The sequence below is a fragment of the Nocardia camponoti genome, from assembly GCF_014646135.1.
In the GTDB taxonomy this organism is placed as follows: Bacteria; Actinomycetota; Actinomycetes; order Mycobacteriales; family Mycobacteriaceae; genus Nocardia; species Nocardia camponoti.
In genome coordinates, this window is the sequence record NZ_BMMW01000001.1 from 285,801 (window position 1) to 309,942 (window position 24,142).

Here is a 24,142-nt window from a genome sequence, read left to right on the forward strand (position 1 = left end):
CAGACCTCGCCCCCGTACCAAGCCCGGAGGACGTTATCGCTGCCAGCCAGTTTCAACCGCTCCTCAACAGACTCTCCGGCGTTACCCAAATAATTCCGGTGTTTGTAGCATCCCGAGTGCGTGACAGGAGAACACACAGCCGCCACGTTGCGAAGCTAGCCAGAAAGATCTATCTAGCGACTGCAGATGCGCCTGACGACGCGCAGGTTTCCCACCTCACGCTGGCAGCTCTTCTTCACGATGTGGGCCACCCGCCATTCGGCCATGTCGGTGAACGAATCCTTGATCGCAAACTTTGCGGTCACGGCGGCTTCGAATCGAACGCTGAGGGAATCCGCCGGGTACTCGCCACCGAGGACCCCAGGAGAATAGAGGTGGCCGCCATCTTGGCGAAGCATCAGAATGTCATTCCAGACACGCGATCTGAGTACGAATCGGTTGTCAAGGGTCTCTATCGAGCTGAAGCGATGATCCTGCGCGACCATCAAAAAACGATGGTCGCAACAACCCTACAGCGCACAGTGGTTGATGTTGCCGACCGCGTATCGAATGCCGTTGGTGACTACGTCGACATCGCGATCATGTTGGGGCCCGTCCGGGCGACTCAGCTCTACCGTCAGTGGACCAGGACAGTCCCGCCGTGCGCCTTTTACATGAGCACCGCCGCGGTCGAATGGCGGTCAGAAGCTGACGTACGGTCTTGGGCAAAGCGAGTCCGAAATGTCTTGTGCGCAGAACTGATCGCCTCTAATCAGGCTCGACGCCGGAGCGCACCACTTGTTGTACCGCCCAAAAGCGCCGCCCTGCTGGATCAGCTTGAAAAGCCAATCAGGCGCGGCTTTCTTCACTCGCCTGTGAACGTCGCTATCGACGAGCTTGTCACCCGCGCCTATGACGTGGCGTTGGAGCGTATTTCGGCAGGTGGCTTACTGGCGGCAAACCCGCTGCTCCAGCCTGGTGGAAGCCAAGGGAAGTTCGAGAGCTCGAAGAGTCCAGTACCGACAACGGCGGCTGATCTTGCCCACCTCAACGACGCTGACCTACTCACGTTCGCAGGACTAGAACCCAACCTTCAATCTCTTAGGGGGATCACATGACAACGCCCACGCTCGACTTCAGCATCTATGGCGCCGAGTTCGCCAGCAAGCGCTACAACCTCTATGCCGCGCTCCGGCAACAGGCACCGGTCCGGTGGCATGAAGAAACTCAGTCGTGGTTCGTGACCCGTTACAACGACATCGCTAAGGGCCTTGTCGGTGACGACTTCATCACAAGCCCTCTCATCGGCAACAAGATGGCCGCTGTCGACGAGGGATCCGTTGACGCATTCGATGAGATCGTCCGGGTGATTTCCACCTGGATGATCTACAACGATCGACCGCACCACACTAGGCTCCGAAGCCACATGAGCCGGGCGTTCTGGGCGAGCGAACTTGAGGCGATCAAACCGGAGATCGCGGACATCGTCGGACAGCGACTAGACCGTCTCACCGATGCTCCCTCATTCGACTTCGTAACGGAGATCGCACATCCCACACCTGCGCTCGTCTTGTGCAAGATGCTCGGGATCTCGGGGGACGACGTCGACAGGTTCATCGGGTGGTCCGACTCAATCGCGCTCTTCATGCAGGACTTCGTGGTTTCCCCAATCCCCGACGAGAAGATCAGTCGCGATACCGCCCAAGCAGTGATCGAAATCCGCGACTACCTGACCGCGGCCATCGCTGATCGCCGTGCCACGCCCCGCAACGATCTCCTTACGCGACTCATCTCGACTAATCCCGAGAGCGGAGACCAGCTTTCAGACATCGAGCTGATGAATCAGGTCATCCACCTGATCTTCGGTGGCCACAAGATTCCTCAGTTCCTGCTTAGCAACTGTCTGAACATGCTCTTCTGCTACCCAAACATTCTGGAGGAAGTCAAAGCCGACTTGTCACTTGTACCCCAAGTCGTCGAGGAAACCATGCGACTTGAGAGCCCCATCCAGTACATCACCCGGCATGCGGCTCATGACCTCGTCCTGCATGGAGCTGAGATCAAAGCTAACGACTCAGTGTACTTCTTCCTGGGATCCGCGGGTCGCGACGAGACCCAGTTCAACGACCCGGAGGAGTTCCGGCTACGGGGCGGCGGCAAACGGTCACTCGCATTCGGCGGGGGATACCATGCCTGCATCGCTGGCGCATTCGCGAGGATGGAAGTGGAAGTAATCCTTGCCCAGGTACTCGAACGACACGGCAACCTGACACCTTCCTACGACCCAAGGCAGCCGACGTGGACCAACAACCCTACCTTTCACGGACTGGCCAAGATGCCGGTACGGCGCTCGTAGTTCGACCCGCGGACGATACACATTCGGCAGTTGTCCTGTGTCATGAAGTCTTTGGGCTAACTGGCACGATTGCAGATCTCGCCGAGCGGATTGCGCACGATACAGGGGCGACGGTCTACGCGCCGCATCTTCTGACCACTGGTCCGTTCCGCCGGTCGGAGGAACACACCGCCTACACGCAGTTCATGACCACGATGGGACCAAGCGGCCTAGCAGAGAGACTTCTCGACTTCACCGCCCTGCATACCGCAGATCATCAAGTCGTCCACTGTCTCGGCCTCAGCGTAGGTGCGACTGCTGCGTGGATAGCTTCGGGCGTTGACCAGTTCAGTGCGGTCGTTCCGGTGTATGGCTCGCGGATCCGTGACCACATGGACGTTCAACCGTACGGTCGCGCTCATCTCGTCTTCGCGGAGCATGAACCAAGCTTTTCGCCGAGTGAACTTGCGTCACAGCTTAGGAATATTGATCGGGTTACCGTCGAGATCCTTCCGCATCACCATGGCTTCTGTAGCACGGACGCGGGGACTTACTCACGGACGGGATTAGATCATGTAATCACAACGGCGCAGGCGTTATTCCAAAGATGACCGCGGGCGCGGTTGCTGTCTCCGGTCTGTTTGCCTGGGTTCATGCCATCGCAGACAGACCGCGTGGAAGATGCGGGTTTCGAAGGCTACCCGATTCGCTGAACGATAAGTTTCGTCACCGGTAACGTTAAGGTATGCCGGGGGAATCTATTCTGCGAATGATACAGAATCCCCTAGGTTTGGAGTAGGCGTACATGGCAAATGAAATCGACTGCACTACAGGCTACAAACCTATATGGCTGAGCGATTCCCACAAAGTATATGTGGACCAGATCGTAGATATGGTCGTGGAGACATCGAAGAGCGAACCTTTCATCGGGGTTTCGTCGGAACCCTCGCAATCCGACATCCACATGCTACGCGGACGACTCATCCAGGGGCTGTCTTCTGATCGGTCCGGCGTCCTAGCAGTGCTGTGGGGTTCGACCATCGTGGGAGCGGTGTGCATGAATCGTTCTGCGACCGCTAACCAAGCCCACATCGCGGAGTTGACAACAGGGGTGGTCGACAAAGCGCATCGCAAGCGAGGCGTGGTAGCAGTAGCGTTTCGCGGAATTGTCGACAGATGTTCAGAGGAGGGCATTGACATCCTCCGACTAGATGTTAGAGAAGGCACCGATTCGGAAAGAATTTGGAGAAGATTTGGCTTCATGGAATACGGACGCCTGGAAGACTACGGCCGATGCAATGAAGAACGTTATACAGGCGTCTATCTTGCGCAGTCGGTGCGTAGCTTGAACTCAATTCTCTCAACCCAGATTAGGTGAAAGCAATGTTGTCTCGCGCCGAATTTAAAGACCAGCTGTATGCTGCCATTCATGAAAATACCTCGGTCATGCACCCGCTGGTATCGGAACTGGTGAAACCAGAGAAGAACCTGGAGCTTCTCCAAGCGCTGACCTTACAGGGGTATCAGCTCACCAAAAACTTCTTGACATACATAGAATATCTTTTCTTCTACTGCCCTCTTCCAAAGCACAAGAAGGCCCTGTTGGTAAATATGTACGAAGAGGAGACTGGCAGACTGTCTAACACAAAGAACCACGTCCGGTTGATGGAGGACTTCATTCGGGCAATCGGCATTTCAGATTCCGAAAGGGATGGCGCCGTCGCATACCCAGAGACGCAAGAACTAATCGACTACCGAATGAAGTTGGTAAAGGACACCGCGACATACCACCTCGGTGCCGCAGCCGTCGCTATTGCAAGCGAAGGTCAGAACCTTGAGGACACCGCTGGGCAAAACCGGCATTCATTACTCGGTGGGGTATACGGCCTGTCGGAAAAGGATACGTTGTTTTTCTCCGTACATGCGAAAGAGGACGTGGGTCACGTTCGCGAAGGAGTCGCCCTGGTTGTAGACCTGTGCAATGACCCGAAGATGCAACAAGACGCCCTAGAAGTTGTGACGCACACTTGCAAACTATTCCAAGGAATGTACGACGGGGTAGCCAAGCGTCACCTTTTATAGACGTGTTCATCGCCAGGTAACGGGGTTCCCGATCGCGTCGGACGGTCGGGTCCCGCCTACCCGGCATTTCCCCCAGATATACCCGGCAAGAATCTTGGCAACCATCAGTTGTCTTAGCTGATGATGATAACGAGTACAACGTTACGTGCGGTACAGATACCGGCACGACTTTCGTCGGCAGGAGAAACCAGAGGATGGCAATACCATGACCAAAGATGGGGAAAAGGCACTCGTGCAGGCCGAGCGGACACACGAGGAAGCGACGACACGTAAACCGGCCGCACGGATGTTGTTGCTGATAACGGTTGGTATTGGTTTCTTAGTAGCACTAGCCTCGTCTTCGATAAAGAACACTGTGTCTGCATTCTTCGTATCGATGGCCACGGAGTTCGATGTCTCCCGAGGGGTCTTCGCCGTCGCCCCCTCGATCTTCATGCTGACGTACGCCGTGGCATCGCCAACCATGGGTTATGTCGCCGACCGGTTCGGCGCCAGACGCACCCTCGCCGGTGGGCTGCTTCTCGGTGGCGCGCTCTTCGTCTCAGGCGGCATTGTCAACTCGTTCGCATTGTTCTCCGCGGTCTATGGCATCGGAATGGCGATTGCCTATACCGCCGTATCGTTTGTTCCGCTGGGGGTACTGGTCGACGAGCTATTTCCGCCCAACCGCCGCGGCATCGTCTATGCAATTCTGATGAACGGCGCTGCTGTTGGATTCATCGTGCTGCTCCCCCTGTGGATCTACCTAGATAGTAGGGTGTCCTGGCGTACGGTGTTCGTGTTGCTGGGCGCTGCGATGGTGATTCTCACCCTATGCGTACTGATATTCATGCGCGAACGGAGCGGGCAGCTTACGAAAAAATCGACGAAAACGCCGGTGTCGGGAGATACCCGACCACTTATCGGCGTATTTAAATCGCCTGTCTTCCGGTCTGTCAGCATCGCCTTCTTCGGCTGCGGCGTCACCATGGGATTTATCGATGTCCACTTTGTTGCTCATCTTGACCATGTCAACCTAGGCGGCAGCAATGCAGAGCTTACAGTCGCAATGCTCGGTATCGCAGAAATAATCGGCGCGCTCCTCGCTGGTTTCCTATGTGACCGAGGTGCTGGCGTTGCAGTCCTGTCAGGAAGCTACCTAATTCGCGCCGCATCATTTATCGCCCTGGCTATTGCACCGACCGTTCTCACCGCATGGGGTTTCGGTGTACTCTTCGGTGTCAGTTATCTGGGCACCGTGATTGCAGGGACGATGTTTCTGCTGAATGCGCCCGATATCGAGAGCAAGGGCCTTGCCCTCGGACTAATGTGGTTTGTACATCAGATCGGCGCCTTCCTGTCGAGTCAACTCGGCGGCATTGGATACGATCTCGTCGGTTCATACACGCCTACAATGGTCGGTTCAGCCGTATTCGCGATCATCTCATTCCTGATCGTCGTTCTCGCTCTTCCCCGATCCCTATCACGCTCGGCGGCAAGCAATGAAAAGTAGCCCGACAGAGATGCTGCTGGCGATCGTCAACCGAGAACTGCCAGAGATGATCAGGTTTCGACGTGACCTCCATTCACACCCGGAGACTGGAACTCGCAATCCTAGAACTCAGCAGAAGATCCTCGACGCGATAGGAAACATCGGCCTTGACATCGAGGTCGGTCGGACATGCACGTCGGTAACGGCGACGCTACACGGATCTAAACCGGGGCCAAATATTCTGCTTCGCGCAGATACCGACGCACTTCCTATGGCCGAAGATAGCGGTCTTTCGTTTAGCAGTCGCGTTCCTGACGCGGCTCACGCCTGCGGACACGACGCGCACACCGCGATGTTAGTAGCTGCCGCGAAAATACTTGCGACCGATCTACGAAACAGAGTTTCGGGCACCATTAGATTTGTGTTTCAGCCGGGCGAGGAAGCCTGCGGTGGGGCGCAGGCGATGCTCGACGACGGTCTTTTTAGCCAAGCAACTGATGAAGCCTTCGCGCTGCACGTTACTCCGAATATTCCCACCGGTATGGTGGCGTCTCGGTCTGGACCGTTCTTCGCGTCGTGCGATGAGTTCGAAATAGTCTTGACTGGCCGTGGAGGCCACGCATCGATGCCTCACACGTGCATTGATCCTATCCCGGGTGCTTTCGCACTAGGCTCAGCCTTACTCGGAACAGTTGCTCGGGGCTTCGACCCGTTCAGCCCAGTCGTCGTTAGCATTGGAGCAGTGAACAGCGGTACTACTTCTAACGTGATACCTGATACAGCAACGATCCGAGGAACCCTTCGAACGTTCGATGCGGATGTACAAGCCAGGGCGTGGAGCAAAATCACTCATCTTACTTCTTCGATCGCAACCACGCAGGGGCTAACTGGTAGTTCAATTATTCGGTACTCCAGTCCGGTGACTGTCAATTCCGAGGAGACTACCCGCCGTTTTCTTGAGCACGCTACTGCGCTTTTCGGTGCCTCACAGGTTGTCGAGATGGAGAGCCCAATCATGGCATCTGAGGATTTTGGCATTATGCTCCAGCACGCGCCGGGCACCTTGGTGCTCGTCGGTGCATGTCCTGAAGGAGTCTCGGACCCGGTGAATGCTGAGCCATGTCACTCTTCCAAAATGGTCATCAATGAGAACTGCATGGTGACAGGAACAGCGCTGCATATTGTCACCGCACTCGGAGGTCCGAGCTCGCTGACGCAGTGACGGATCGACGTCGCAAGCACCGAGGTTGGGGTGCCACGTCCAGAAAAGTTGATGCAGGGAGACTGGCCAGGTCCACGCGGGCAGCGGCCAAGGGCTGCCCGGAGCCAGCTGAGATGAGGGCATCAAAGCCAGCTGAGATGAGGGCATCAATATGACGCGCACCGCTCGACAGGCAACTTCGTAACGCGGCGAACTGTTCGGGGCCAGCCACCATCCGCAGACACCCCGACACCTCCTGCCGCAGTTAACGATCCGGTTATCTCGCTCCTTAGCTTGGTGAAACGGCCTATTTGCGTGATGTCATCACCGCAGAGCATCGAGAATCGCCCGCTCAGCCTCCGGCGCCTCCAGCGAGAACGTCTCCAGCGCACCGCTGGACGCGATTGTCGCCCACGGCAAACACCCCGACCAGGCGGCGGAAGAAGCAGTCGATTCGTTTGTGGTTGATCCGCTGCCCGGCGGGTGTGCCGTGGTTGAGCTCGATTGCGATCCAAGGTCGCCCGTACGTTGTTGTCCTGGTCATGGACGGCACGGACTTTGGTGGTGAGATCGGCGTCGGCGTCGGCGTCGGCGCGCGGCTCGTTTGTCGGCGGCACCGCTCCACGCGTAGTACGACGCCCGGGCGACCTCGTCGACCTGGCGTAACCGCTTCACCTCGAAGGTGTGAGAGTGGTCGGCGACGAACTGGAAGCTGGTCACCAGCGGGTCTCCTCGGCGAAATATTGGCCGCCGATCGTAGGATGTCGCGCTGTGGCTCGGGCTTGGCTTTCTCGGCCTGGACGTGGGCGACCTCTGCCCCCGCATGCGAGCGGGTTCTTGCTCCGCGGTTTCATCGCTGGCTGGCCCGGGATCGGATTTGTTCGGGGTTCGCGGATCGGTACCAAGCACGTCGCTCGCGCCTATCCAGTCGGTGAACTCCGCCTGGTGATGGACAAGTAGCCGCGCACAATAAGGTCGAAATACGTGACTGACTCGCTGAAAACCCGCGCATCCGAGTCCATTTTATCCCGACCTCAGCATCGCGGATGAAGATGGTCGAGGTGTGGTTCGGCATCATCGAACGCCAAGCCATCCAGCGGGGCACCTTCCGCGATGTCCGCGAGTTGACAACGAAGATCCGCGAATTCATCAGCGGCTGGAACCCCCAGCGTAACCGTTCGTCTGGACCGAGACCCCGAGGAGCCAAGGCCGACCGTTGAAAGACTTCAAATATTACGCCGGAATCGCACAGGTCACCTCACCGCTCCGGCCCCGCCGTCGGCGTTGGCAGCGACGTGGCAGTCGTAAAGGAGCAGTTTCGCACTCGCAGCTTACCTGTCATCATGATGTTAAAAATTACGCTCGTGAAGCAAAGCGCGGCTCCCGCCAGTATTGGCGCGCGGGATCCGATCTCGTCAATCGCGACGCCGCCGAACAATGCGCCGAGCGCAATCGAACAGTTGAAAACAAGCACATAGATTGATGTGGCGGACTGACTGTTCTTTCCTGCAACTCTTAAAACAATCGTCTGCAAGACAACAGGTAGGCCGGAATAAGATAGACCCCATAGGGCGAGCAGAATAATCATGCCGGGTGTGGAATCGATCGAGAAGAGCAACACGAGCGAACCGGACACTGTCAATGCCAATGCTCCGAGTACCGCCGGTGCTGACCCGACCCTATCCAGGGTATACCCGGCAAGGAAGTTTCCGAATACGCCAGCTACGCCGTAGAGCAGTAACAGCGGACCGACCAACGATGGATCTATTCCACGTTCACCGATGATAAACGGCGCAATATAGGTATACGCGGCGTAATTTCCGACTACCACGACAAGGGTGATGCCGAGCGCCGCAACAAGTGCCGACGACCTCAAAAGATTCCGGAAATCAGCAACACCAACCGTTTCCACCGGCGTCAAACGGGGAATAAAGAGCCAGACTACCATGATATTTACTATGCTCAGTGCCGCCAGCGCGCCGAAAACCGACCGCCAGCCCGTGGCGGTGCCGAGCAAGCTGCCAAAAGGGACGCCGAATACGAGAGCCAGGGAAATTCCAGAGAAAGCTATAGACGTTGCCCGAACACTGTCTTTCGGATGAACAAGTCTAATTGCAGTTGCGGCCACTATCGACCATAGTAATCCGTGAATCACCCCCGTAGCCGCTCGCGAAACAATGAACATCCAGTAGTTCTGCGCAGTCGCGGACAAACAATTTCCGGCGGTGAATACGATAAGGATCGCCAGGAGCAGTGTACGACGGTCAATGCGGCTGCTCACAATGGTACTTATCGGCGCCAACAGTCCTGCAACAAGCCCAAACGCAGTAACTGCGACGCCTGCCGTGCCGCTACTTACACCGAGATCGTGCGCAATTTGGGGCAGGATTCCCACTGGCGCCATTTCAGTGGTGGTGACAACGAACACCGTCAAACCCACAGCCCAGACCGGCAACCAGTTCTTGCCAGTTGCGGGTTGGTACGCGGTTGCATCCGGCCCTGAGTTCAACCCGAGTCCATCCGTCATGCCCGCCCTGGCTTTCCTTAGATTGAAATATCGGTAACAAACATGTACCCGCTGGAGTGCGTAATCATGAAATCGACCTTTGATTCCAGTGCAATCTGTTGTGAAGTCACACCGCACGCCCAGAACACCGGAACGTCACCTGCATGGAGTTGCACGGGCTCTCCCCAATCGGGCTTACGAAGGTCAGTTATCCCCAATGACTGGGGGTTGCCTACTGATACTGGTGCTCCGTGGCTCTCGGGGTGCCGAGCAGTAACAGAGACCGCTTCCGAGACTAGAGAGCTCGGTACTGGACGCATGGTCACGACCAACCTCCCAGAAAACCTGCCGGCTGGCACGCACTTGCGATTCGTGATGTACATAGGCGCACCGTCGATTCGTTGTTCGTGATGCCTGAGCGGCACGCCCGCTTTCGCAAGCCGATGCTCGAAGGAATAGCTACAGCCAATCAGAAACGAGACCATATCGCCATTGAAAATATCGAGAATATCACGCTGCTCGGCAACCAGTTCACCATCCCGGTAGAGTTGGTAACGAGCAATGTCAGTTCGCAGGTCAGCACCCGGAGCCGCAATTTTTGGTTCGAAGTCTCCGGGCTCGGTCACATCAATTACGGGGCAGGCCCGCGGATTGTATTGACAGAACCGCAGGAAGTCGAATGCGTCGGCCAACGGCAACACAACGAGGTTTGCCTGAACGAACTCGGAACATAACCCCGACGTGTTTCTGTCTAGCCTATTCGCCCGATTAAGGGCACGTACTTCCCTTGGAGACAATGCGGAAGACTCACGTTGAGAGAGAGTCACTGCGATATCACCGCGCCCGCACTCCGGAACGACCTGCGTCCGTATAATAATGGCAAGTCTCCTTCAACTCGCAAGCTTGTAACCCGACCGAACACGACCACGTGGGTACCGACGTTGCTTGTGAACTCTAATTCACATTCCGCCATTGCAATGGCACACGCGGTGAGCCAGGGCTGACCTGTGGTTGGCGACGGCTCCCAGGTAACGGCGCCAAATCTGTCAGGAGAGTTGGAGCTGAACGACCGAGCCACTTCCGCCCCCGAGCTTCCCAGAATATTAACGGCGAACTGTCGAGTCTCGGACACCGCCTTTAAGGTGCCTGCCGTATTGTTGAGACACACCAGAAGTATTGGCGGGTCCAGAGTGACGCTTGTTAACGATGTGCAGGTCAACCCGTGTGGAACTTGAGCTGCATCGAATGCGGTCACAATAGATACGGTCGTAACACACGAGCCCATAAACTGCAGGAACTGCTTTTCCAGATCGGTGTCGAGAGACTCCGTTTGCACCACGCTCTCCCATACAAGCGGCGTATCTTACGTTGATGCCAAACACTTCAGATAGATGAAACGCGGGCGGATTTCCCCCGCTTCGTGACCGGTCTTAGCCGAAGCTCAGCGTAGGTTTGTGTGTGTCGAACCAGACCGCAAGGTCAAGGACTCGTTCCAGTTCCCGACGCGACGCCTGGTCAATCTGCACGTCGTCGGATTTGGCAGAGACCCGCAGCAGATCTGCATCTACCACGTCGAATACCTGGTGATTCGGGTTTAGAAGTAGCTCTTGGCACTGCGTTCGAAGAGCCTGAGCGTACCGAGGGTCTTGTGTCGATGGATACGGGACCTTCGTTCTCTCGATCACGGATTGCGGGAGGATGTCAGACGCAGCCGCGCGAAGTAGCGACTTCTCCTTGCCGTCGAACGTCTTCATGGCCCATGGAGTGTTGTAGACGTACTCCACCAGCCTATGGTCTGAGAATGGAACCCGAACCTCAAGCCCATGCGCCATTGAGATCCGGTCCTTGCGATCAAGCCATATCCGGACGAACCGAGTCAGATGCAAGTAGTTGATCTTCCGCATCTGCCATTCGAAGTCGCTCTCCGCTGGCAACCGGTCGATTCTGCGGACAGCATCACTGTAGCTGTCCTGTATGTAGCTTGGAAGGTCCAAGGACTGCTCGAATGAGCGAGCAAGAAGGCTCTGATTTCTCAGGTCCGCATTTCCTCTTCCGAAGAACTGGTGGCCGTTTGAAAGCCACGGGAAGGTCGTTCCCTGGCGCGCTGCTGGATCGAAGAACTGTCGGTAGCCTCCGAATAGCTCATCTGCAGACTCGCCAGTGAGCGTGACGGTCGCGTGCTTTCTCAGCTCTTGGAAGAACAGATACAGGGAGAGGTCAAGGTCGCCGAGCAACGATGGGAAGTCCCGTGCAGCAATCGCGGCATGACGGACTGAAGGCGCGGTCATGGCTGCCGAGCTCAGTACGATGTCCTGGTGCTCTGTACCCCATTTGCGCACTACGTCATGTGCAAACGGAGTGTCAGGTGTACCGCGAAGCTCGTCTGCCACGAAGTTCTCCGTGAGGCCTACGAAGTCCACGGAGAAGCTGCGGACCTTCTCTCCTGCACTCGCAAGGTGAAACGCCGCAATCGAGGTAATCGTCGATGAGTCCAAACCGCCTGACAACAACGTGCACGTCGGAACATCAGAGACTTGTTGCCGAACGATAATGTCGTGCAGCAGCTCGCGCACGGTCGCCACCGTTGTTTTTAGGTCGTCCTGGTGCTCGGTAGTTTCGAGCGACCAGTATCGGGCCGTCCTGATACCCGAGACATCGACTGTGACGATAGTGCCTGGCTCTACCTCAAGCATGCCATCCCAGATCGCGTGGCCTGGGCTTTTGATGTATGAGAACAATTCCCGAAAGCTATCAACAGTGAGCTTGCGGCTCGCGCGCGGATTCGCGAAGATCGCTTTCGGCTCCGACCCGAACACGACACCGTCAGAGGTGGGATAGTAATAAAATGGCTTCACACCTGCTCGGTCACGAATCATCAAGAGCTTCGAATCACGTGAATCCCAAATGGCAAAGCCGTACATGCCGTTAAGGCGGTCGGCGACTTTCGCACCCCACTCAATGTAACCGCGCAAGACGACCTCTGTATCAGATCTGCTGACAAACTTGTGGCCCAGCAGCGCAAGTTCGGCACGGAGTTCCTGGAAGTTATAGACCTCGCCTGAGTAGACCAGTGTGACTCGCCCTCCAGTCACCTCTGCAGACATCGGCTGAGCACCGCCGTCTAGGTCAATTATGGCCAATCGGCTGTGGCCTAATACGACATGTTTGTCAACATAGGTACCGCTGCCATCTGGCCCTCGACAGTCGAGTGTATTGGTCATTGCCGAAATTTCGTTCCCCAAAGTCCCTAGGTCGTCAGAGAAAGAGACCCATCCCGTGATTCCGCACATTTTCACGTTCCCTTCAAATTGCGTTTCGCCAGTTAGAGTTCGAATATCGCCATATCGCGCGCAGAGGTTTCCATCGCGCGCTTTACGGCAGACTTGACTGACGTGGCGTCGTAGTTGAGGTACTGCGCTGCTGCAAGCCTGACGGGGTCTCCGGCGAGGTTTCGTTCGTACAATGACTGGCGTTGGCCCGATCCATCACCCGAAACATCCCAAGCTAGCTTGAGCAAATGGATCCGCTCATCTCCACCGAAGTCCGCGGAACCGCTGAAGTATCGGCTCAACTCGGGTCCGTCCTCTGCGGTAAGGTCGGCGTAGGAAGGGGTAGAGAGTAGGCTGCCCCCACCAAGTATCTGAATAATCTCGATTATGCGTGAACATGCCCGCGGGAAATGATATCGGATAGCTCTTATTGTTTGAATTGGGGGAGTCATCGTGCCCCAGCTGGACAATGACGCAGAGTATTCCGCATGCAGAACGGCACCCTTATATATTTCAATTAGGGAAAGAGCCTCGCCGAGCATTTCCTGCACGTGAAGAAACGTTGACGTATTAGCCGATTCAGCCAGTTCTACTGCGATCCCGCACAGAAGTTCCAACTTGGACAGACCCCGGATAATACCTTGGTGACCGGTGTGGATCATGCCAGTTGTCTCGGGGTAGAGTCGATTGGCTTTCGCGACATCGCCGTCGAGAAATACTCGGTTCCAAGGTACACGAACATTGTCGAATACTACTGTCGCATCCATTTCGTCATAGCGCGCTAACGGATGATCAAAGGGGTTTCGGGGCGAACCCGACCCGAACGGTTCCCTGCAGACGATCGTGACGCCGTCTGTGTTCACTGGTATCGCAAATGCGACGGCGTAGTCTTCGTCGCCCGGTCGGTATCCTGGCATAGGAAAGACCAGCAACTCGTCTGCTATCGGCACCAACGTCCCGATCATCTTGGCACCATGAACAACAATTCCATTTACGTCACGGTCGACGACCTTCATATGTAAGGTGGGATCGCTCTGGCCGGCCGAACCTTTCGATCGGTCTGTTTGAGGATTGATCGACGCATGTACGATGAATTTGTCATTCTGAACACACCATCGGTAATATTCTCTAATGTTGTTCCCAAAGCGGGCGTCCAGATCGCCAAAATAGTCAGCTGCGGAGTCGAATGCTGTGATAAGCACGTTTACGAAGTCGGGTGACCTGCCCATCATCCCGAACGTCTCGTCTGAGGCGACCTTGAAGGCGGATCCGCGATTTTTTAGATCGCCCCTCGTCAATGGCGACTGAAGCGACCACGGGATTATCTCACCTGAGACTTCCCTCGTGAGTATCGCTTGCAAGCCCGGTTCGTGCTGGAGGTCGTATAGTCCTGCGATCGTTCGAACAGGAGCGGCAAGCGAAGGGTGCTCTGTGACATCATCAACGGTTTGGCCGCCCAACCGCACTGTGCGCCCATCTTTCAGACCTTCAAGATACTGTTTACCTGCCCTGATTGACACTCAAATTCCCCTGGTTAGTCGTGCATATAGATGGGATTATCGCACTGACAAAATATCGCCGATTTCGGCTGGCTCGCACGTAGGTTTCAGTGCCGCCGCGACTAGAGACTTAAAGTCTCGATACTCTGGAAGGTCTAAAACAGCGGCTAGCTCGTGGGCTCGTAACCAACTTTCGTCGAAGGACTCGCTTAAGTAGTTAACGCCATCGTCTGCGGCCACAACAACGATTCGCTGGCCCGGATGTGAATGGGCATAGTGCAGCGCGCCGAATACAGCCGCGCCCGCCGACTCCCCAACGAAAATTCCCTCATGCCGAGCAAGAAGGCGGCTTGTTGCAATGCCCTCGATATCAGTAACCAAATGTACGCAGTCGATTACAGAATAGTCGAGGTTTTCTGGCTTCCAGGCTAGCCCTAGACCCCGCATACGGTAGGTGCTAAATGCATGACCGAATGTCGAAGAGCCGAACGCATCAACTGCGACTGTCGTCAGAGATGGACACGCGTCCTTAAGGGCCCGAGATATTCCACTGATGTGGCCACCGGTACTAACCGTAGACACCAAAGCATCGATCTTCCCTGCGCCACGCTTTATTTCTGCTGCAGTGGAGATCGCGTGCGCGATTGGGTTGTTGGGATTGTTGTACTGGTCAGGCCAAAAGAAGTCTTGGTTCTCACCGCACATCGACTTTACACGCTCAATTCGCGGGCCTTGAAACCCGCCTGAGGAGTCTGGCGCTGTCACCATCTCGATTTCCGCGCCGAGTGCTTTGACAAACTGAAGCACCGACGCTGGCACCTTCGGATCAACGACTAGTATCACTCGGTACCCGCGGACTGCTCCAATCAAGGCGAGCGCCTTTCCGAGATTTCCAGAGGTAGATTCAATGATCGTCCCGGCAGGCAAAAGCCTGCCCTCTCGCTCGGCTTGCTCAACCATATACAGCGCCGAACGATCCTTGATGCTGCGACCTGGATTGGTAGCTTCCAGCTTAACTAGAATTTCTGATCCATTGTCGACTGCGAGATTCCTGAGTCGCACAATTGGCGTATTTCCGATCAGGTCCAGAACTGTGTTATGGATCATTTTAGATAATTCCAATGGTTCTGTCTAGTGTCGTAAGAAGGCGATTTTCAGTCCTGCCTACCACAAACGGGTCTTCCACGTGCACCGCACCCATGCCGAATTCATAATAGGGTGTCTCGATATTTACGACGGTTCCTTCTTCTATGAGTTCATTAGAGTCTGGTCTAATTAGAACTTTGTCGTATACCTCAACTCCGATGCCATGGCCTACGTGGTGTCGGGTGTAGTGGGGAACGCCAGCGTCCCTCACGGCCTCAACGGTCAGTTCGAAGAGCTCCCTCCCGGACATTCCAGGTCGGGCCTCCTCTATCGCTCGCTGCTCGCCAGCGAGCATCGCGTTGTAGTATGCAAGCGTCTTGCCCGGAGGATCACCGATGGTAAATACCCTCGCGATGTCGTACCAGTAGCCGTTTACGACCCCGCCGACATCGAACCAGATCGAATCGCCTCGCTTGAGGGGTATGCTGGTGGGCTTGGTCTGGCCAGCCACAGCGGCTCGCCCAATCTTAATCAACGTGAATCGTGGACGCCCCCCGTGCTTTGCGACCTCAATCTCAAACTCCCGAACCAGGTCACGCTCCGTAACGCCTGGGCGCGCAATAGAAATCGCTGCCTTGATTCCCATTTGAGCTACCCACGCAGAGCAGGAGATCGCGTCGACTTCGGAAGGGGTTTTGACCTTCCGAGTGGCACGAAGTAGCTCCGCGCCTTCGATAATGCCGGCTCTCGGCAGGTGCTCTGCGAGACTGGATATTTGATGTTGGCGGAACCCGCCTCTGTCAATTGCGATCCGCGAATGTTGAGCCCCAATATCGCGCAAGATCGTGGCGAGCGCTTCGACCGGCTCGTTTGTGAAATTGTCGTCGCCAGAAACTTCCTTGAGGCGAAACTCCTGGTCAGTAAGACTTGGGTCATCAAAAACGCGGGCGAATTCCCCGTATGCCATTGCCCCCGATAGCTGGACATCAGCATCCAGAAACTGATCAACTTCGCACCGTGAGCAGATAAAATACGGATGGAGAATATTATCGCGACTGACAACTGCGTAACAGTTTCCGGAATGCGGGAACATGTCTAACGCTACGCTATGAATGCCCGTCAGATAGAAGACGTTCTCGACACTGGTGGCCACCAGCGCGCCAACATCATTTTCGTCCATTAGCTTCAGTAGTCTATCCGAGTTGAATTTTCTTGGTTGTGAGCCCGCATTACTGTCTTTTTTGCTATGCGGCGGAATCGCTAAGTCCACGCAGGTATCCCTATCTGACATTAGGGGGACCATCGTCCCCACACTTCTATGCTGAGCATCTGAATACCGACCGGGGTACTGGCAGTACAGCGACTGAGCCGGGCTTTGACCACACCAGTTTGTTGCTTGCTGACTCGAGGCGGCAACGTCCCAGTCGTGCGAATACAGCGCAAGGGCGGCAGGGAAAATTTCCTCAATTAGTCACCAGGTGAAGTTCTGACTAGTTTCATACAGAACCGGTCATTGCATTCATGTTCGACGGAATATTCTGCGAGCATCCGCTGCGCGCACAATTTCTCCCTGACGTTAGTTAGACAGTCTCTGAGTCCCCGAAATGCGTAGCAGTTAAAGCTCCTTGCGCCAGGTATTTGAGGCTGCAGCCTTCCTGGCTCAGCTTATTCACAAAAACCGTCTGCGCGGCGAGTGTGTGATTCAAATCACTGTGGGCTGCGTATATCTTTCGTTGCGATGAACTGTATACGCTGCTGTATACACCGGCTGCACAGGACCGTTTACACGACCGTAGGCATGCAGTGTATACGCGCTTTGGATACACATTTAGATCTATTGCGCACTTGCGCAGTTAACCGGCCATTCGTTGAGATTTGCCCACGCTAGCTACGTCTGCAAGAGCGCAGCGAGCCCGAAAAGCCGTGGAATTCTCTTGTCGGCGAACAATCAGCTTTCGAGTATTCAGCTTTCGAGTATTACGGCGGTGCGCTATTGAGCACGCGAGACTTCGTGAGTCGGCCGCCTCCTCCTTGGCTGTCTGAGTACCCCCACAACCAACTCTGAGGCCCTCACGTCGATCGCCCAGCGCGGCGTCAAAGCGCCGCCGATGGCAACATTGCGCTCTGAAGCGTCCTGGGCTGCACGGGTCGCCGATCCTGAGCCGGCTGACGCCGAACAACGCGGCGGAGCGTAGCCGATGTGTGTAACGCGGTCCGCGACGGGCTCAAGGTCTGCCGGAGGCGATCAACACCGTGTGGGAGCGAATCGTCGTGCCGACCTTCGTAATCCTCCTGCAGGGCAACAGATTCCGATACGCGTCCCACACCAATGCTGAGACCAGGTGAGCAATGACCTCGAAACTGGACTGACTATGGCAGCGGCGTTCGGCAGCCCGGTTAGTCGCAGAGCATCGCGCAGCAGTTGGTCTGGTACCTCAACGATTGCCACTGCTCAGGCCCCTTTCGTCAGCGAGTAAGTGTGCTCAACGAGAGATCTAGCGCGATCGGGACCGTTACTGTCAATCGGTCCCGGTAGACGCCGGTTGCCTCGTACGAGTCGGTGGTGTCGTCCAATTCGTAGGTGTGCACCACCGGCTGGCCGTCCTCGTCTTCGATGCGCCACAGGTGACGCAAACCGGCCTCGGCGTACAGGCGCGGTTTGTAGCGCCGGTCGCGGTGTTCGGACTCGGCCGACACCACTTCGACAACGAGGTCGACCTCGGCTGGGAGGAAACGGGTCCGTTCGGGGGCGTAGGGGACTTGAGCGACGATCACGTCCGGCTCGGGGCGGCTGCGGTTATTTAGTTTGATCGTCATCTGCGCCTCGACGGTGCTACCCGGCTCGACAACGAGTTCCAGCGCCGCCGCGAGGCGGCGAATGACGCGATCATGCCAACTCCGCCGCGGGGCTGCATCGAAGATCAAGGCCCCGTTGAGAAGTTCGATATGGCGTGGAGCCTCGGGCGGGAGCAGGTCAAGGTCGTCGGCCTCCCAGCCACTGGCGCGCGGCGGGCGCATCCACCGGGGAACTGGGGTCACTAGACGTCCCTTCCCTGGTCAGGCCGCATTTATCGCCAAGTTTAGACCCGATCGTGCCCCTCGAAGGACATGTAAAGAAACTTTGCATGTGCCCCGGGACGTGTAAAGAAATCGGCGAAAACTTTACATATCTATGCTCGGACCGTGTGGGCCGCGAGGTGGCTCAGCACCGCCTGGTTCGCCTCACAACCATCTGCGGGAGCGCCTTTCGGCGAGGGCGAAGCGGTGCTTTCGGTGGTGAAGTACGGCGAACCGGGTGCTTGTTGACGCCGGACAAGGCTTTGCGCCGCTGCGATGATTAAGAGTGTTCCGGCTTTACCCGTTGCTGTTTGAAATCCGGAATCGCCCGCGAGATTGTTTGAAAGTCAGTGTCGTTGTGAACCACTGTCGCGTCGTGGGTCAGCGCGACTGCGGCGATGTGGACATCAGTGGTTTGGGCGCCGCGTCCAGCTCCGATCTTCCAAAGCGCGGTGCGGATGCGCCTGACGTTAGCCTCGGCAACATCATCGAACGGCAACCAGTGCATCACTGATCCGTATAGCTCAGTGATGTAGGCAAGGTCTTGGGCGTTGCGCGCGCTGAATCGGGCCTCGTCCATCGTCACAGCTGAAGCGCACAATGCTCCGGTGATCGCGAGCGCGTCGATTGTTTGCTCGACCTGAGCGCTGGTCCGGTAATGCGACATAGTCGAGTGATCGACGAGGTAGCGCGGGCGCACGGTGGTCACTTGCGCTCCTCGCCTGCGAGTTCCTCGTCCGTCATGAATGGGTTGTGGTCCATCCGCTTGAGCCTGGTCAGCGCCTCACGCTGGCGGTAACCCTGAACAAGCTCTGACATCGCCAGGTTGATCACGGCCTTCTTCGTAGTCAGGCCAGTAAGTCGCAGGGCCTCGGCTAGTACCTCGTCGGGAATGTCTACTGTTGTCGCCATGCCGCCTCCATATTTCGCGTCACCAATATTCATAATATCAGTGATTCGTAATAGTGGTGCTTGCGGATGGATGCTCGTGCCGTCTGGTCACAGAAGCCGTGGTGAGCGAGTGATCCGACGAAAATCGGCGAAAACTTTACATATCTATGCCCGGACCGTGTGAGCCGCGAGGTGGCTCAGCACCGCCTGGTTCGCCTCCCACCCATCCGGGAATTTCACCGGGACGCCCAGTTGGACCGGTTCCGACGACGGGTGCGCGTCCAAAAGTTCCGGGATGCCCGCCCGGCCAACCAGGATGCAGGAGTGGCGGTGGCGCGAGGTCAACACGCACAGCCGGCCCGCCTCAAGGTGGAACGAGCTCGCATCCCGACGGCCCGACAGCGGGTGCAAAACCACCGTGACGTCGTATTCGCGGCCCTGGAGGCGGTTAGCGGTGTCGACGGTGACGGTCTCGGCGACCGTGCCGCGCAACGCGTGGCGGATGGCCTCCGCCTGGTCGCGGTGCGCGGTGCCCACCGCCAAACGTTCGGCGGTGACCGACTGCACGCCCTGTTCCGACGTCGCCTTCGCACCCCGCTCCAACACCCGAACCGTGAGCGCCGCGACTGCCGCGACCGCCTCACGATCGGTGCGCAACGTATTGCGCGCTGCCAATTCGTAAAAGCCCCAACCAGATTCGGCCGCCTCATCAAGGCACTGATCGACCGACGAACCCGAACCGCGCGTGAAGAAATCGAGCTGGCGGGTGCCCGGTGCTGTGCCCGCGTCGAACGGCGTGAACGGGTAAAACGCCCGCGAGACAACGGGAGCCGCGCTCGCGGGCAGCCGCCATGACACCGGCAGACGATGCAGCGGGATGTGGCGGTCGCGGTTGTTGGCGAGCATCACCGACACCGCGCTCATCGTGGGGTCCCAGTCCAAGCCCGCCCAGCGGTCGGTTTCGACGGTCGCGAACGGGTCGAGCTGACCGGGGTCGCCGACGAACAACCCACGGTCGAAGCGACGGGCGATGCGCAACAACATGTCTGAGCGCATCTGGTACGCCTCGTCGACAATCGCGTGCTCCCACGTGCCCTCGGTGAGCGTTGCCCACTTGGCCGCCGTGCCGATGAGGACCGTGCAGTCTTCGAGGTCGCCGACTTTCGCCGCATCACGCACGGTCGGCAGGTCGATGCGTTCAGCGCGGCGATATCCCTGCGCGGACAGTCGACCGATGCGCAGCTCGGGTTCGGCGGCGGCGAGGCGGGCGATGAGGTCGTCGACCTGCTCGTTGGTTTGCGCGACGATCATGCGCTGGGTGCCGTCGGCGGCGAGCTGACGTGCCGCTTTCACGACTAAGGTCGACTTGCCAGCACCCGGCGGCGAGTCGACGACGATCGCCTTGTGAGTGGTGTCGGCGAGGTCGGTGAGAATGGCCGCGACGGTGGTGTCGGCGGCGTGGCCTGCGGTCGACAACTCAGGGCTCCTCATCGAATTCGGGCGGTCCGCCATGCGTCCACGGGGTTTCCTCGGTTGCGGGCAGCCCGGCGGGGCGGAAGTTGCCGTCGGGGCCGAAGCGCGCGAGCACGATGCGGTCGCCTTCGACATTCACCGTGCCCTCGGCGGGAGTTGTTGTGCTGCGGCCCATTCCGCCGCTGAGCTCGACGACGATGATGTCGTCTTCGAGTTCGAGCACCGTTGCCTTCTGGCCCTTGATCGCCGTGTTGTGCAGGACTTCGCCGACAACCGGCGTGAACGGGTCAGTGGTCGCGACACGCAGCAGCGGGCGCAGGATACGTTTTCCCTTGTCGCTCAACGTGGTTCGCGTTGGCTCGGTATCGACAACGTCGGCGAGACAGGCCGTGCCGGCGAGGCGGTTTTCCATCATGACGTACGGGTCGTCGTAAGCCATTGCGGCAGTGAGCTTTTCGAGCGCCTGCTCGCGCCCCAGCAGTCGCCGCACCGCCGAGACGGCCGAATCGCGACGTGGCTGCGGCGTTCCTTCCGCCAGCGTTTCGGCATAGAACGAAAACGAGCGCACATCCTCGGCCCACCGATTCGGCACAGACGACCCTTCGGGCAGCGCGCGCAGCAACGCGATGCCCTGCCACATCAGCGCCCACGTCGGTTCGACTTGCGTGCGCAACGCCTGCTCAAGACGCTGAACGGCACGACCGCGCGCCACCTCATCCGGTGCCGTGTTGTACGCGCTGATCAGCGGCGCGAGCACGACATTGTCGAAACCAGGGTCCGTGGCGGGACCAGCCGGCGGGCAGATGGTTGGGTCTTCGGCGCGCTCAGCGGCTTCGGGGCCGGACAGTCCGTTCGGCGGGGCGATCCAGCCGAGGAGCGCGCTGAGGTTGGCGTCTTCCAGCGCGGATTGGCCGGTGGTCCAGTGCGTTGACAGGTGCGTGGTGAGCGGCGAAAGCGCGGTGGAGCCAGGGTGTTCGGCGCGATCGCAGAACCAGGTAAGCCAACGGCCAAGGGCGGGAATCGCTTCCGCGACGGCGTCGTCGCCTTCGGTGCGACGGAACCGCAGCGAACGGCCAAGCAGGCGAAGGAAACTCACGCCCGCCGGGTTCGGCACCCAGATTTGGGGGGCGTCAACGCATCGGTCGACGGTCTCGTTGGTCTTCTTGTCGACAATCACTGGCTCGGTGTCGTCGGTGAACCGGGCGATCATCGGTAGCAGGACCGAGGCGAATTGCTCAGCGAAACGCAGGCGAAGCACGCGGTCGCGGGGCTGCGGGACGATCAGCAGCCGCGCGTCGTCGGGGCTGGTGCCCGCGAGTAGCGCCAGCGGCGCGGCAGCTTCGCCTGCCAGTTTCAACGGGATGACAACGAGCGGGCGCTCGGCGATATGACAGTGCCGCACAGTGGCTTTCGGTTGCGCGCGGCCGGTGCGGGCGGCTTCGACTTTCGCGAGCGCGGACAAGACGCTCATCCGAGTTCAGCTCGCAATCGCTGTGCGGTGCGCAGGATTTCGGCGATGTCAGCCTGGTCCTCGGTTGGCTGTTGGGTGCCGCGCGCGAGCGCTTCGACGGTGGCCATGTCGGTGAGGCCGCCAAGTTCGTCGCAGACACCGCGACCCAGCGCGTCGACCGAACCGCACGCGCGTGCTTCCGCGCGACACGCGAAGCCGAGTTCGCATGCCGAAAGGCATTCTGGCGCAAAGCGAGCAGGGATATCGGCGATGACGTGCTCAAGCTGCGGGCCCGGTTCGAACGTGGCTTTAGCGGGCACGAGGTCGACGAGGCGGGAGATGGCGGTGAGGCGCGACAGCTGTCGCGAGATGACCGCGATTTGCTTGCGCAGGTCGACCATCGTGGCGACAGGACGGTTCGTGAAATCGCGCGTGCACACGAGAATCACGTTGTGCGACACCAGCTTTTCCGGGTCGGCACCGATGTCTTCGAGGATACGACGCAGCGCCACCACATACACCGCCGACTGACGCGCGGCGGCGGCGACTTGCGCGGGGTCGGCTTGACCGTCGACCACCGGGAACGACTTGATCTCAACGACGTGGAACATGCCGTCGATTTGCAAGGCGACAACGTCGGGTTCGAGGTAGGCGTCCGCGCCAGCGATATCGAGGCGCAGCAGCGGGTGGTCGAACAACGTGCCGACGCCGGTGTCGAGCGCTTGGGCGAGGAGTTGGCGCGTGCGTTCGTGCCGGGCGGCGTTGTCGATGAGGTCTTCGTCGGAATTCAGGTCGTAATACGCCACTTCGGGAATGGTGAGGTTGAGCGTATCGCGAAGCAGCGCAAGCAGTTCCGCGCACCCGTTCGCTTTCACCATCGCTTCGAAGGAATTGCCGCGCGTGATCGCGAAACTCGACTGACCGAACTGCGGCGGGTACCCCAATTCGCGGGCGATGGCGGCTTTGTCGACAGCGGCGGCGTCGAGTAGGGCACGGCGTGCGCAGCCAGGGTTAGCTGTGAGCGCGGCGATGGTGCGCGCGTTATGGCGCATTGCCGGTGCGGCACCGCGCAATTGGTTGAGTCGATCCGTCAGCGCGTTCATCTCACCTCCTGTAGCCGAACAACTGTGCGGCGGCGTCGAGTTGCTCGGCCGCCCGACGCGCTTGTTCCCGATGACGCGCATCCGCTTCCCTGTGTACCGCGAGTTCTCGTTGCGCGGCGGTTTTGCATGCTTGGAGATCGAGCGTGTCGGGGGTTCCTGTTACGTCGGGCACGGTCTTCGCGAGTTGCCAGAGCAAACGTCGGGCTTCCGGGGACGGATGCGCGCTGACTTTGTCGGCTAGGCGCGTGACCATGCTCAGCAAGTGTACGCGGGGGGTGAGCGGGCCGACTAGTCGTTGTTCGAGTGGCCACGTGCTCAAGGCGAGCAAACCGCGAGCGGCAGTGAGGGAGTCGACGGTGAGGGCGGCGCAGAGAAAGTAGGGACGTGCTTGTGGGGCGGCGCGGAAGGCGCGTTCTTCGTCGCGGCGGAGGTTGTGGAGTCGGGCGGGGTTGAGCGGTGTCTTCTGAAAGGTGTTGTGCACCTGGGTGATTAGCTTCGGGGTGGCGGGATGGCCGAGCAGGGTGAGTGCGTTGGCGATGTGATTGCGCGCGGGATTGGGCGTTCGTGGCTTGCGGGCAACGGTGTTGTGCGCGCCCCGATCGACTGCCCGCAGTTCGGCACGCAGCTCACGCGCGGCGGAGTGATCTCCCGCGGTGACCGCACGCCGCAACGCACCCTGCAATTCCGCGACCCGATCACTAAGGACCTGTGGTACCTCGCCCATAGCCTGGGTCATCCGC

Annotated in this window: 22 protein-coding genes; 8 read left to right on the forward strand and 14 right to left on the reverse strand. The window is 58.2% G+C overall.

Going from position 1 to position 24,142, the window contains the following annotated elements; translation table 11 throughout:
* Positions 1-116: 116 nt before the first annotated feature.
* The 8 genes from IEX78_RS01225 to IEX78_RS01260 all read left to right on the forward strand — a co-directional run bounded on the left by IEX78_RS01225 (position 117) and on the right by IEX78_RS01260 (position 8,288).
* On the forward strand, positions 117-1,097 hold the full coding sequence (locus IEX78_RS01225) for an HD domain-containing protein (RefSeq protein ID WP_188826845.1): 981 nt from the start codon (positions 117-119) through the stop codon (positions 1,095-1,097).
* Positions 1,094-2,335 (forward strand): cytochrome P450, encoded by a 1,242-nt coding sequence (locus tag IEX78_RS01230; protein WP_229683626.1) that lies wholly within the window; start codon positions 1,094-1,096, stop codon positions 2,333-2,335. The genes IEX78_RS01225 and IEX78_RS01230 overlap by 4 nt, the downstream gene beginning before the upstream one ends.
* The gene (locus tag IEX78_RS24680) at positions 2,278-2,925 is read left to right on the forward strand and encodes a dienelactone hydrolase family protein (protein ID WP_188826846.1); all 648 of its coding nucleotides are present in this window, start codon (positions 2,278-2,280) and stop codon (positions 2,923-2,925) included. Before IEX78_RS01230 ends, IEX78_RS24680 begins: the two co-directional genes overlap by 58 nt.
* A gap of 194 nt (positions 2,926-3,119) precedes the next feature.
* Positions 3,120-3,692, forward strand: coding sequence for a GNAT family N-acetyltransferase (locus IEX78_RS01240; RefSeq protein ID WP_188826847.1), 573 nt, complete (start codon positions 3,120-3,122; stop codon positions 3,690-3,692).
* Positions 3,693-3,697: 5 nt separating this feature from the next.
* Complete coding sequence (locus tag IEX78_RS01245; RefSeq protein WP_188826848.1) at positions 3,698-4,396, forward strand: iron-containing redox enzyme family protein; 699 nt, start codon at positions 3,698-3,700, stop codon at positions 4,394-4,396.
* Between the two features lie 205 nt (positions 4,397-4,601).
* Positions 4,602-5,888 (forward strand): MFS transporter, encoded by a 1,287-nt coding sequence (locus IEX78_RS01250; protein ID WP_188826849.1) that lies wholly within the window; start codon positions 4,602-4,604, stop codon positions 5,886-5,888.
* A gap of 10 nt (positions 5,889-5,898) precedes the next feature.
* On the forward strand, positions 5,899-7,089 hold the full coding sequence (locus tag IEX78_RS01255; RefSeq protein ID WP_188826850.1) for a M20 metallopeptidase family protein: 1,191 nt from the start codon (positions 5,899-5,901) through the stop codon (positions 7,087-7,089).
* 1,025 nt (positions 7,090-8,114) lie between these two features.
* Positions 8,115-8,288, forward strand: coding sequence for a hypothetical protein (locus IEX78_RS01260; protein ID WP_188826851.1), 174 nt, complete (start codon positions 8,115-8,117; stop codon positions 8,286-8,288).
* A 38-nt stretch (positions 8,289-8,326) separates the two neighbouring features.
* Here IEX78_RS01260 and IEX78_RS01265 read toward each other — a convergent pair whose 3' ends face one another.
* The 14 genes from IEX78_RS01265 to IEX78_RS01330 form a co-directional block, all read right to left on the reverse strand.
* The gene (locus tag IEX78_RS01265; RefSeq protein WP_188826852.1) at positions 8,327-9,595 is read right to left on the reverse strand and encodes an MFS transporter; all 1,269 of its coding nucleotides are present in this window, start codon (positions 9,593-9,595) and stop codon (positions 8,327-8,329) included.
* 17 nt (positions 9,596-9,612) lie between these two features.
* On the reverse strand, positions 9,613-10,401 hold the full coding sequence (locus tag IEX78_RS01270; protein ID WP_188826853.1) for a putative hydro-lyase: 789 nt from the start codon (positions 10,399-10,401) through the stop codon (positions 9,613-9,615).
* Positions 10,398-10,859, reverse strand: a complete 462-nt coding sequence (locus IEX78_RS24685; RefSeq protein ID WP_373291529.1) for a flavin reductase family protein — start codon at positions 10,857-10,859, stop codon at positions 10,398-10,400. Before IEX78_RS24685 ends, IEX78_RS01270 begins: the two co-directional genes overlap by 4 nt.
* Positions 10,860-11,004: 145 nt before the next feature.
* Positions 11,005-12,864, reverse strand: coding sequence for an asparagine synthase (glutamine-hydrolyzing) (gene asnB, locus IEX78_RS01280; RefSeq protein ID WP_188826855.1), 1,860 nt, complete (start codon positions 12,862-12,864; stop codon positions 11,005-11,007).
* A gap of 32 nt (positions 12,865-12,896) precedes the next feature.
* Positions 12,897-14,363 carry a 4-hydroxyphenylacetate 3-hydroxylase family protein gene (locus tag IEX78_RS01285; protein WP_188826856.1) on the reverse strand — a complete coding sequence of 489 codons (1,467 nt, stop codon included), beginning with the start codon at positions 14,361-14,363 and terminating at the stop codon, positions 12,897-12,899.
* A 36-nt stretch (positions 14,364-14,399) separates the two neighbouring features.
* On the reverse strand, positions 14,400-15,464 hold the full coding sequence (locus tag IEX78_RS01290; RefSeq protein ID WP_229683627.1) for a PLP-dependent cysteine synthase family protein: 1,065 nt from the start codon (positions 15,462-15,464) through the stop codon (positions 14,400-14,402).
* Positions 15,451-16,731 carry a M24 family metallopeptidase gene (locus IEX78_RS01295; RefSeq protein WP_308426519.1) on the reverse strand — a complete coding sequence of 427 codons (1,281 nt, stop codon included), beginning with the start codon at positions 16,729-16,731 and terminating at the stop codon, positions 15,451-15,453. The genes IEX78_RS01290 and IEX78_RS01295 overlap by 14 nt, the downstream gene beginning before the upstream one ends.
* A 1,163-nt stretch (positions 16,732-17,894) precedes the next feature.
* Entirely contained in the window at positions 17,895-18,467 is a 573-nt protein-coding gene (locus tag IEX78_RS01300; RefSeq protein ID WP_229683629.1) for a Uma2 family endonuclease, read from the reverse strand.
* 298 nt (positions 18,468-18,765) lie between these two features.
* Positions 18,766-19,194: a type II toxin-antitoxin system VapC family toxin gene (locus IEX78_RS01305; RefSeq protein ID WP_188826857.1), complete on the reverse strand. Its 429-nt coding sequence runs from the start codon at positions 19,192-19,194 to the stop codon at positions 18,766-18,768.
* On the reverse strand, positions 19,191-19,397 hold the full coding sequence (locus IEX78_RS01310; RefSeq protein WP_188826858.1) for a type II toxin-antitoxin system VapB family antitoxin: 207 nt from the start codon (positions 19,395-19,397) through the stop codon (positions 19,191-19,193). Before IEX78_RS01310 ends, IEX78_RS01305 begins: the two co-directional genes overlap by 4 nt.
* A gap of 144 nt (positions 19,398-19,541) precedes the next feature.
* A complete protein-coding gene (locus tag IEX78_RS01315; protein WP_229683630.1) occupies positions 19,542-20,852 on the reverse strand; it encodes an AAA domain-containing protein in 1,311 nt (436 codons plus the stop codon).
* Position 20,853: 1 nt separating this feature from the next.
* On the reverse strand, positions 20,854-22,320 hold the full coding sequence (locus IEX78_RS01320) for a hypothetical protein (RefSeq protein WP_188826860.1): 1,467 nt from the start codon (positions 22,318-22,320) through the stop codon (positions 20,854-20,856).
* Positions 22,317-23,402 carry a hypothetical protein gene (locus IEX78_RS01325; RefSeq protein ID WP_188826861.1) on the reverse strand — a complete coding sequence of 362 codons (1,086 nt, stop codon included), beginning with the start codon at positions 23,400-23,402 and terminating at the stop codon, positions 22,317-22,319. Before IEX78_RS01325 ends, IEX78_RS01320 begins: the two co-directional genes overlap by 4 nt.
* A gap of 1 nt (position 23,403) precedes the next feature.
* The gene (locus IEX78_RS01330; protein WP_229683631.1) at positions 23,404-24,138 is read right to left on the reverse strand and encodes a hypothetical protein; all 735 of its coding nucleotides are present in this window, start codon (positions 24,136-24,138) and stop codon (positions 23,404-23,406) included.
* Between the last annotated feature and the right edge of the window lie 4 nt (positions 24,139-24,142).

Coding starts and splice junctions, on each gene's coding strand:
- IEX78_RS01240 (WP_188826847.1), top strand. CDS start 3,120: ATGGCAAATGAAATCGACTGCACTACAGGCTACAAACCTATATGGCTG.
- IEX78_RS01255 (WP_188826850.1), top strand. CDS start 5,899: ATGCTGCTGGCGATCGTCAACCGAGAACTGCCAGAGATGATCAGGTTT.
- IEX78_RS01310 (WP_188826858.1), bottom strand. CDS start 19,397: ATGGCGACAACAGTAGACATTCCCGACGAGGTACTAGCCGAGGCCCTG.
- IEX78_RS01330 (WP_229683631.1), bottom strand. CDS start 24,138: ATGACCCAGGCTATGGGCGAGGTACCACAGGTCCTTAGTGATCGGGTC.
- IEX78_RS01250 (WP_188826849.1), top strand. CDS start 4,602: ATGACCAAAGATGGGGAAAAGGCACTCGTGCAGGCCGAGCGGACACAC.
- IEX78_RS01265 (WP_188826852.1), bottom strand. CDS start 9,595: ATGACGGATGGACTCGGGTTGAACTCAGGGCCGGATGCAACCGCGTAC.
- asnB (WP_188826855.1), bottom strand. CDS start 12,864: ATGTGCGGAATCACGGGATGGGTCTCTTTCTCTGACGACCTAGGGACT.
- IEX78_RS24685 (WP_373291529.1), bottom strand. CDS start 10,859: ATGGGCTCGTGTGTTACGACCGTATCTATTGTGACCGCATTCGATGCA.
- IEX78_RS01230 (WP_229683626.1), top strand. CDS start 1,094: ATGACAACGCCCACGCTCGACTTCAGCATCTATGGCGCCGAGTTCGCC.
- IEX78_RS01245 (WP_188826848.1), top strand. CDS start 3,698: ATGTTGTCTCGCGCCGAATTTAAAGACCAGCTGTATGCTGCCATTCAT.
- IEX78_RS01260 (WP_188826851.1), top strand. CDS start 8,115: ATGAAGATGGTCGAGGTGTGGTTCGGCATCATCGAACGCCAAGCCATC.
- IEX78_RS01295 (WP_308426519.1), bottom strand. CDS start 16,731: ATGGTCCCCCTAATGTCAGATAGGGATACCTGCGTGGACTTAGCGATT.
- IEX78_RS01325 (WP_188826861.1), bottom strand. CDS start 23,402: ATGAACGCGCTGACGGATCGACTCAACCAATTGCGCGGTGCCGCACCG.
- IEX78_RS01320 (WP_188826860.1), bottom strand. CDS start 22,320: ATGAGCGTCTTGTCCGCGCTCGCGAAAGTCGAAGCCGCCCGCACCGGC.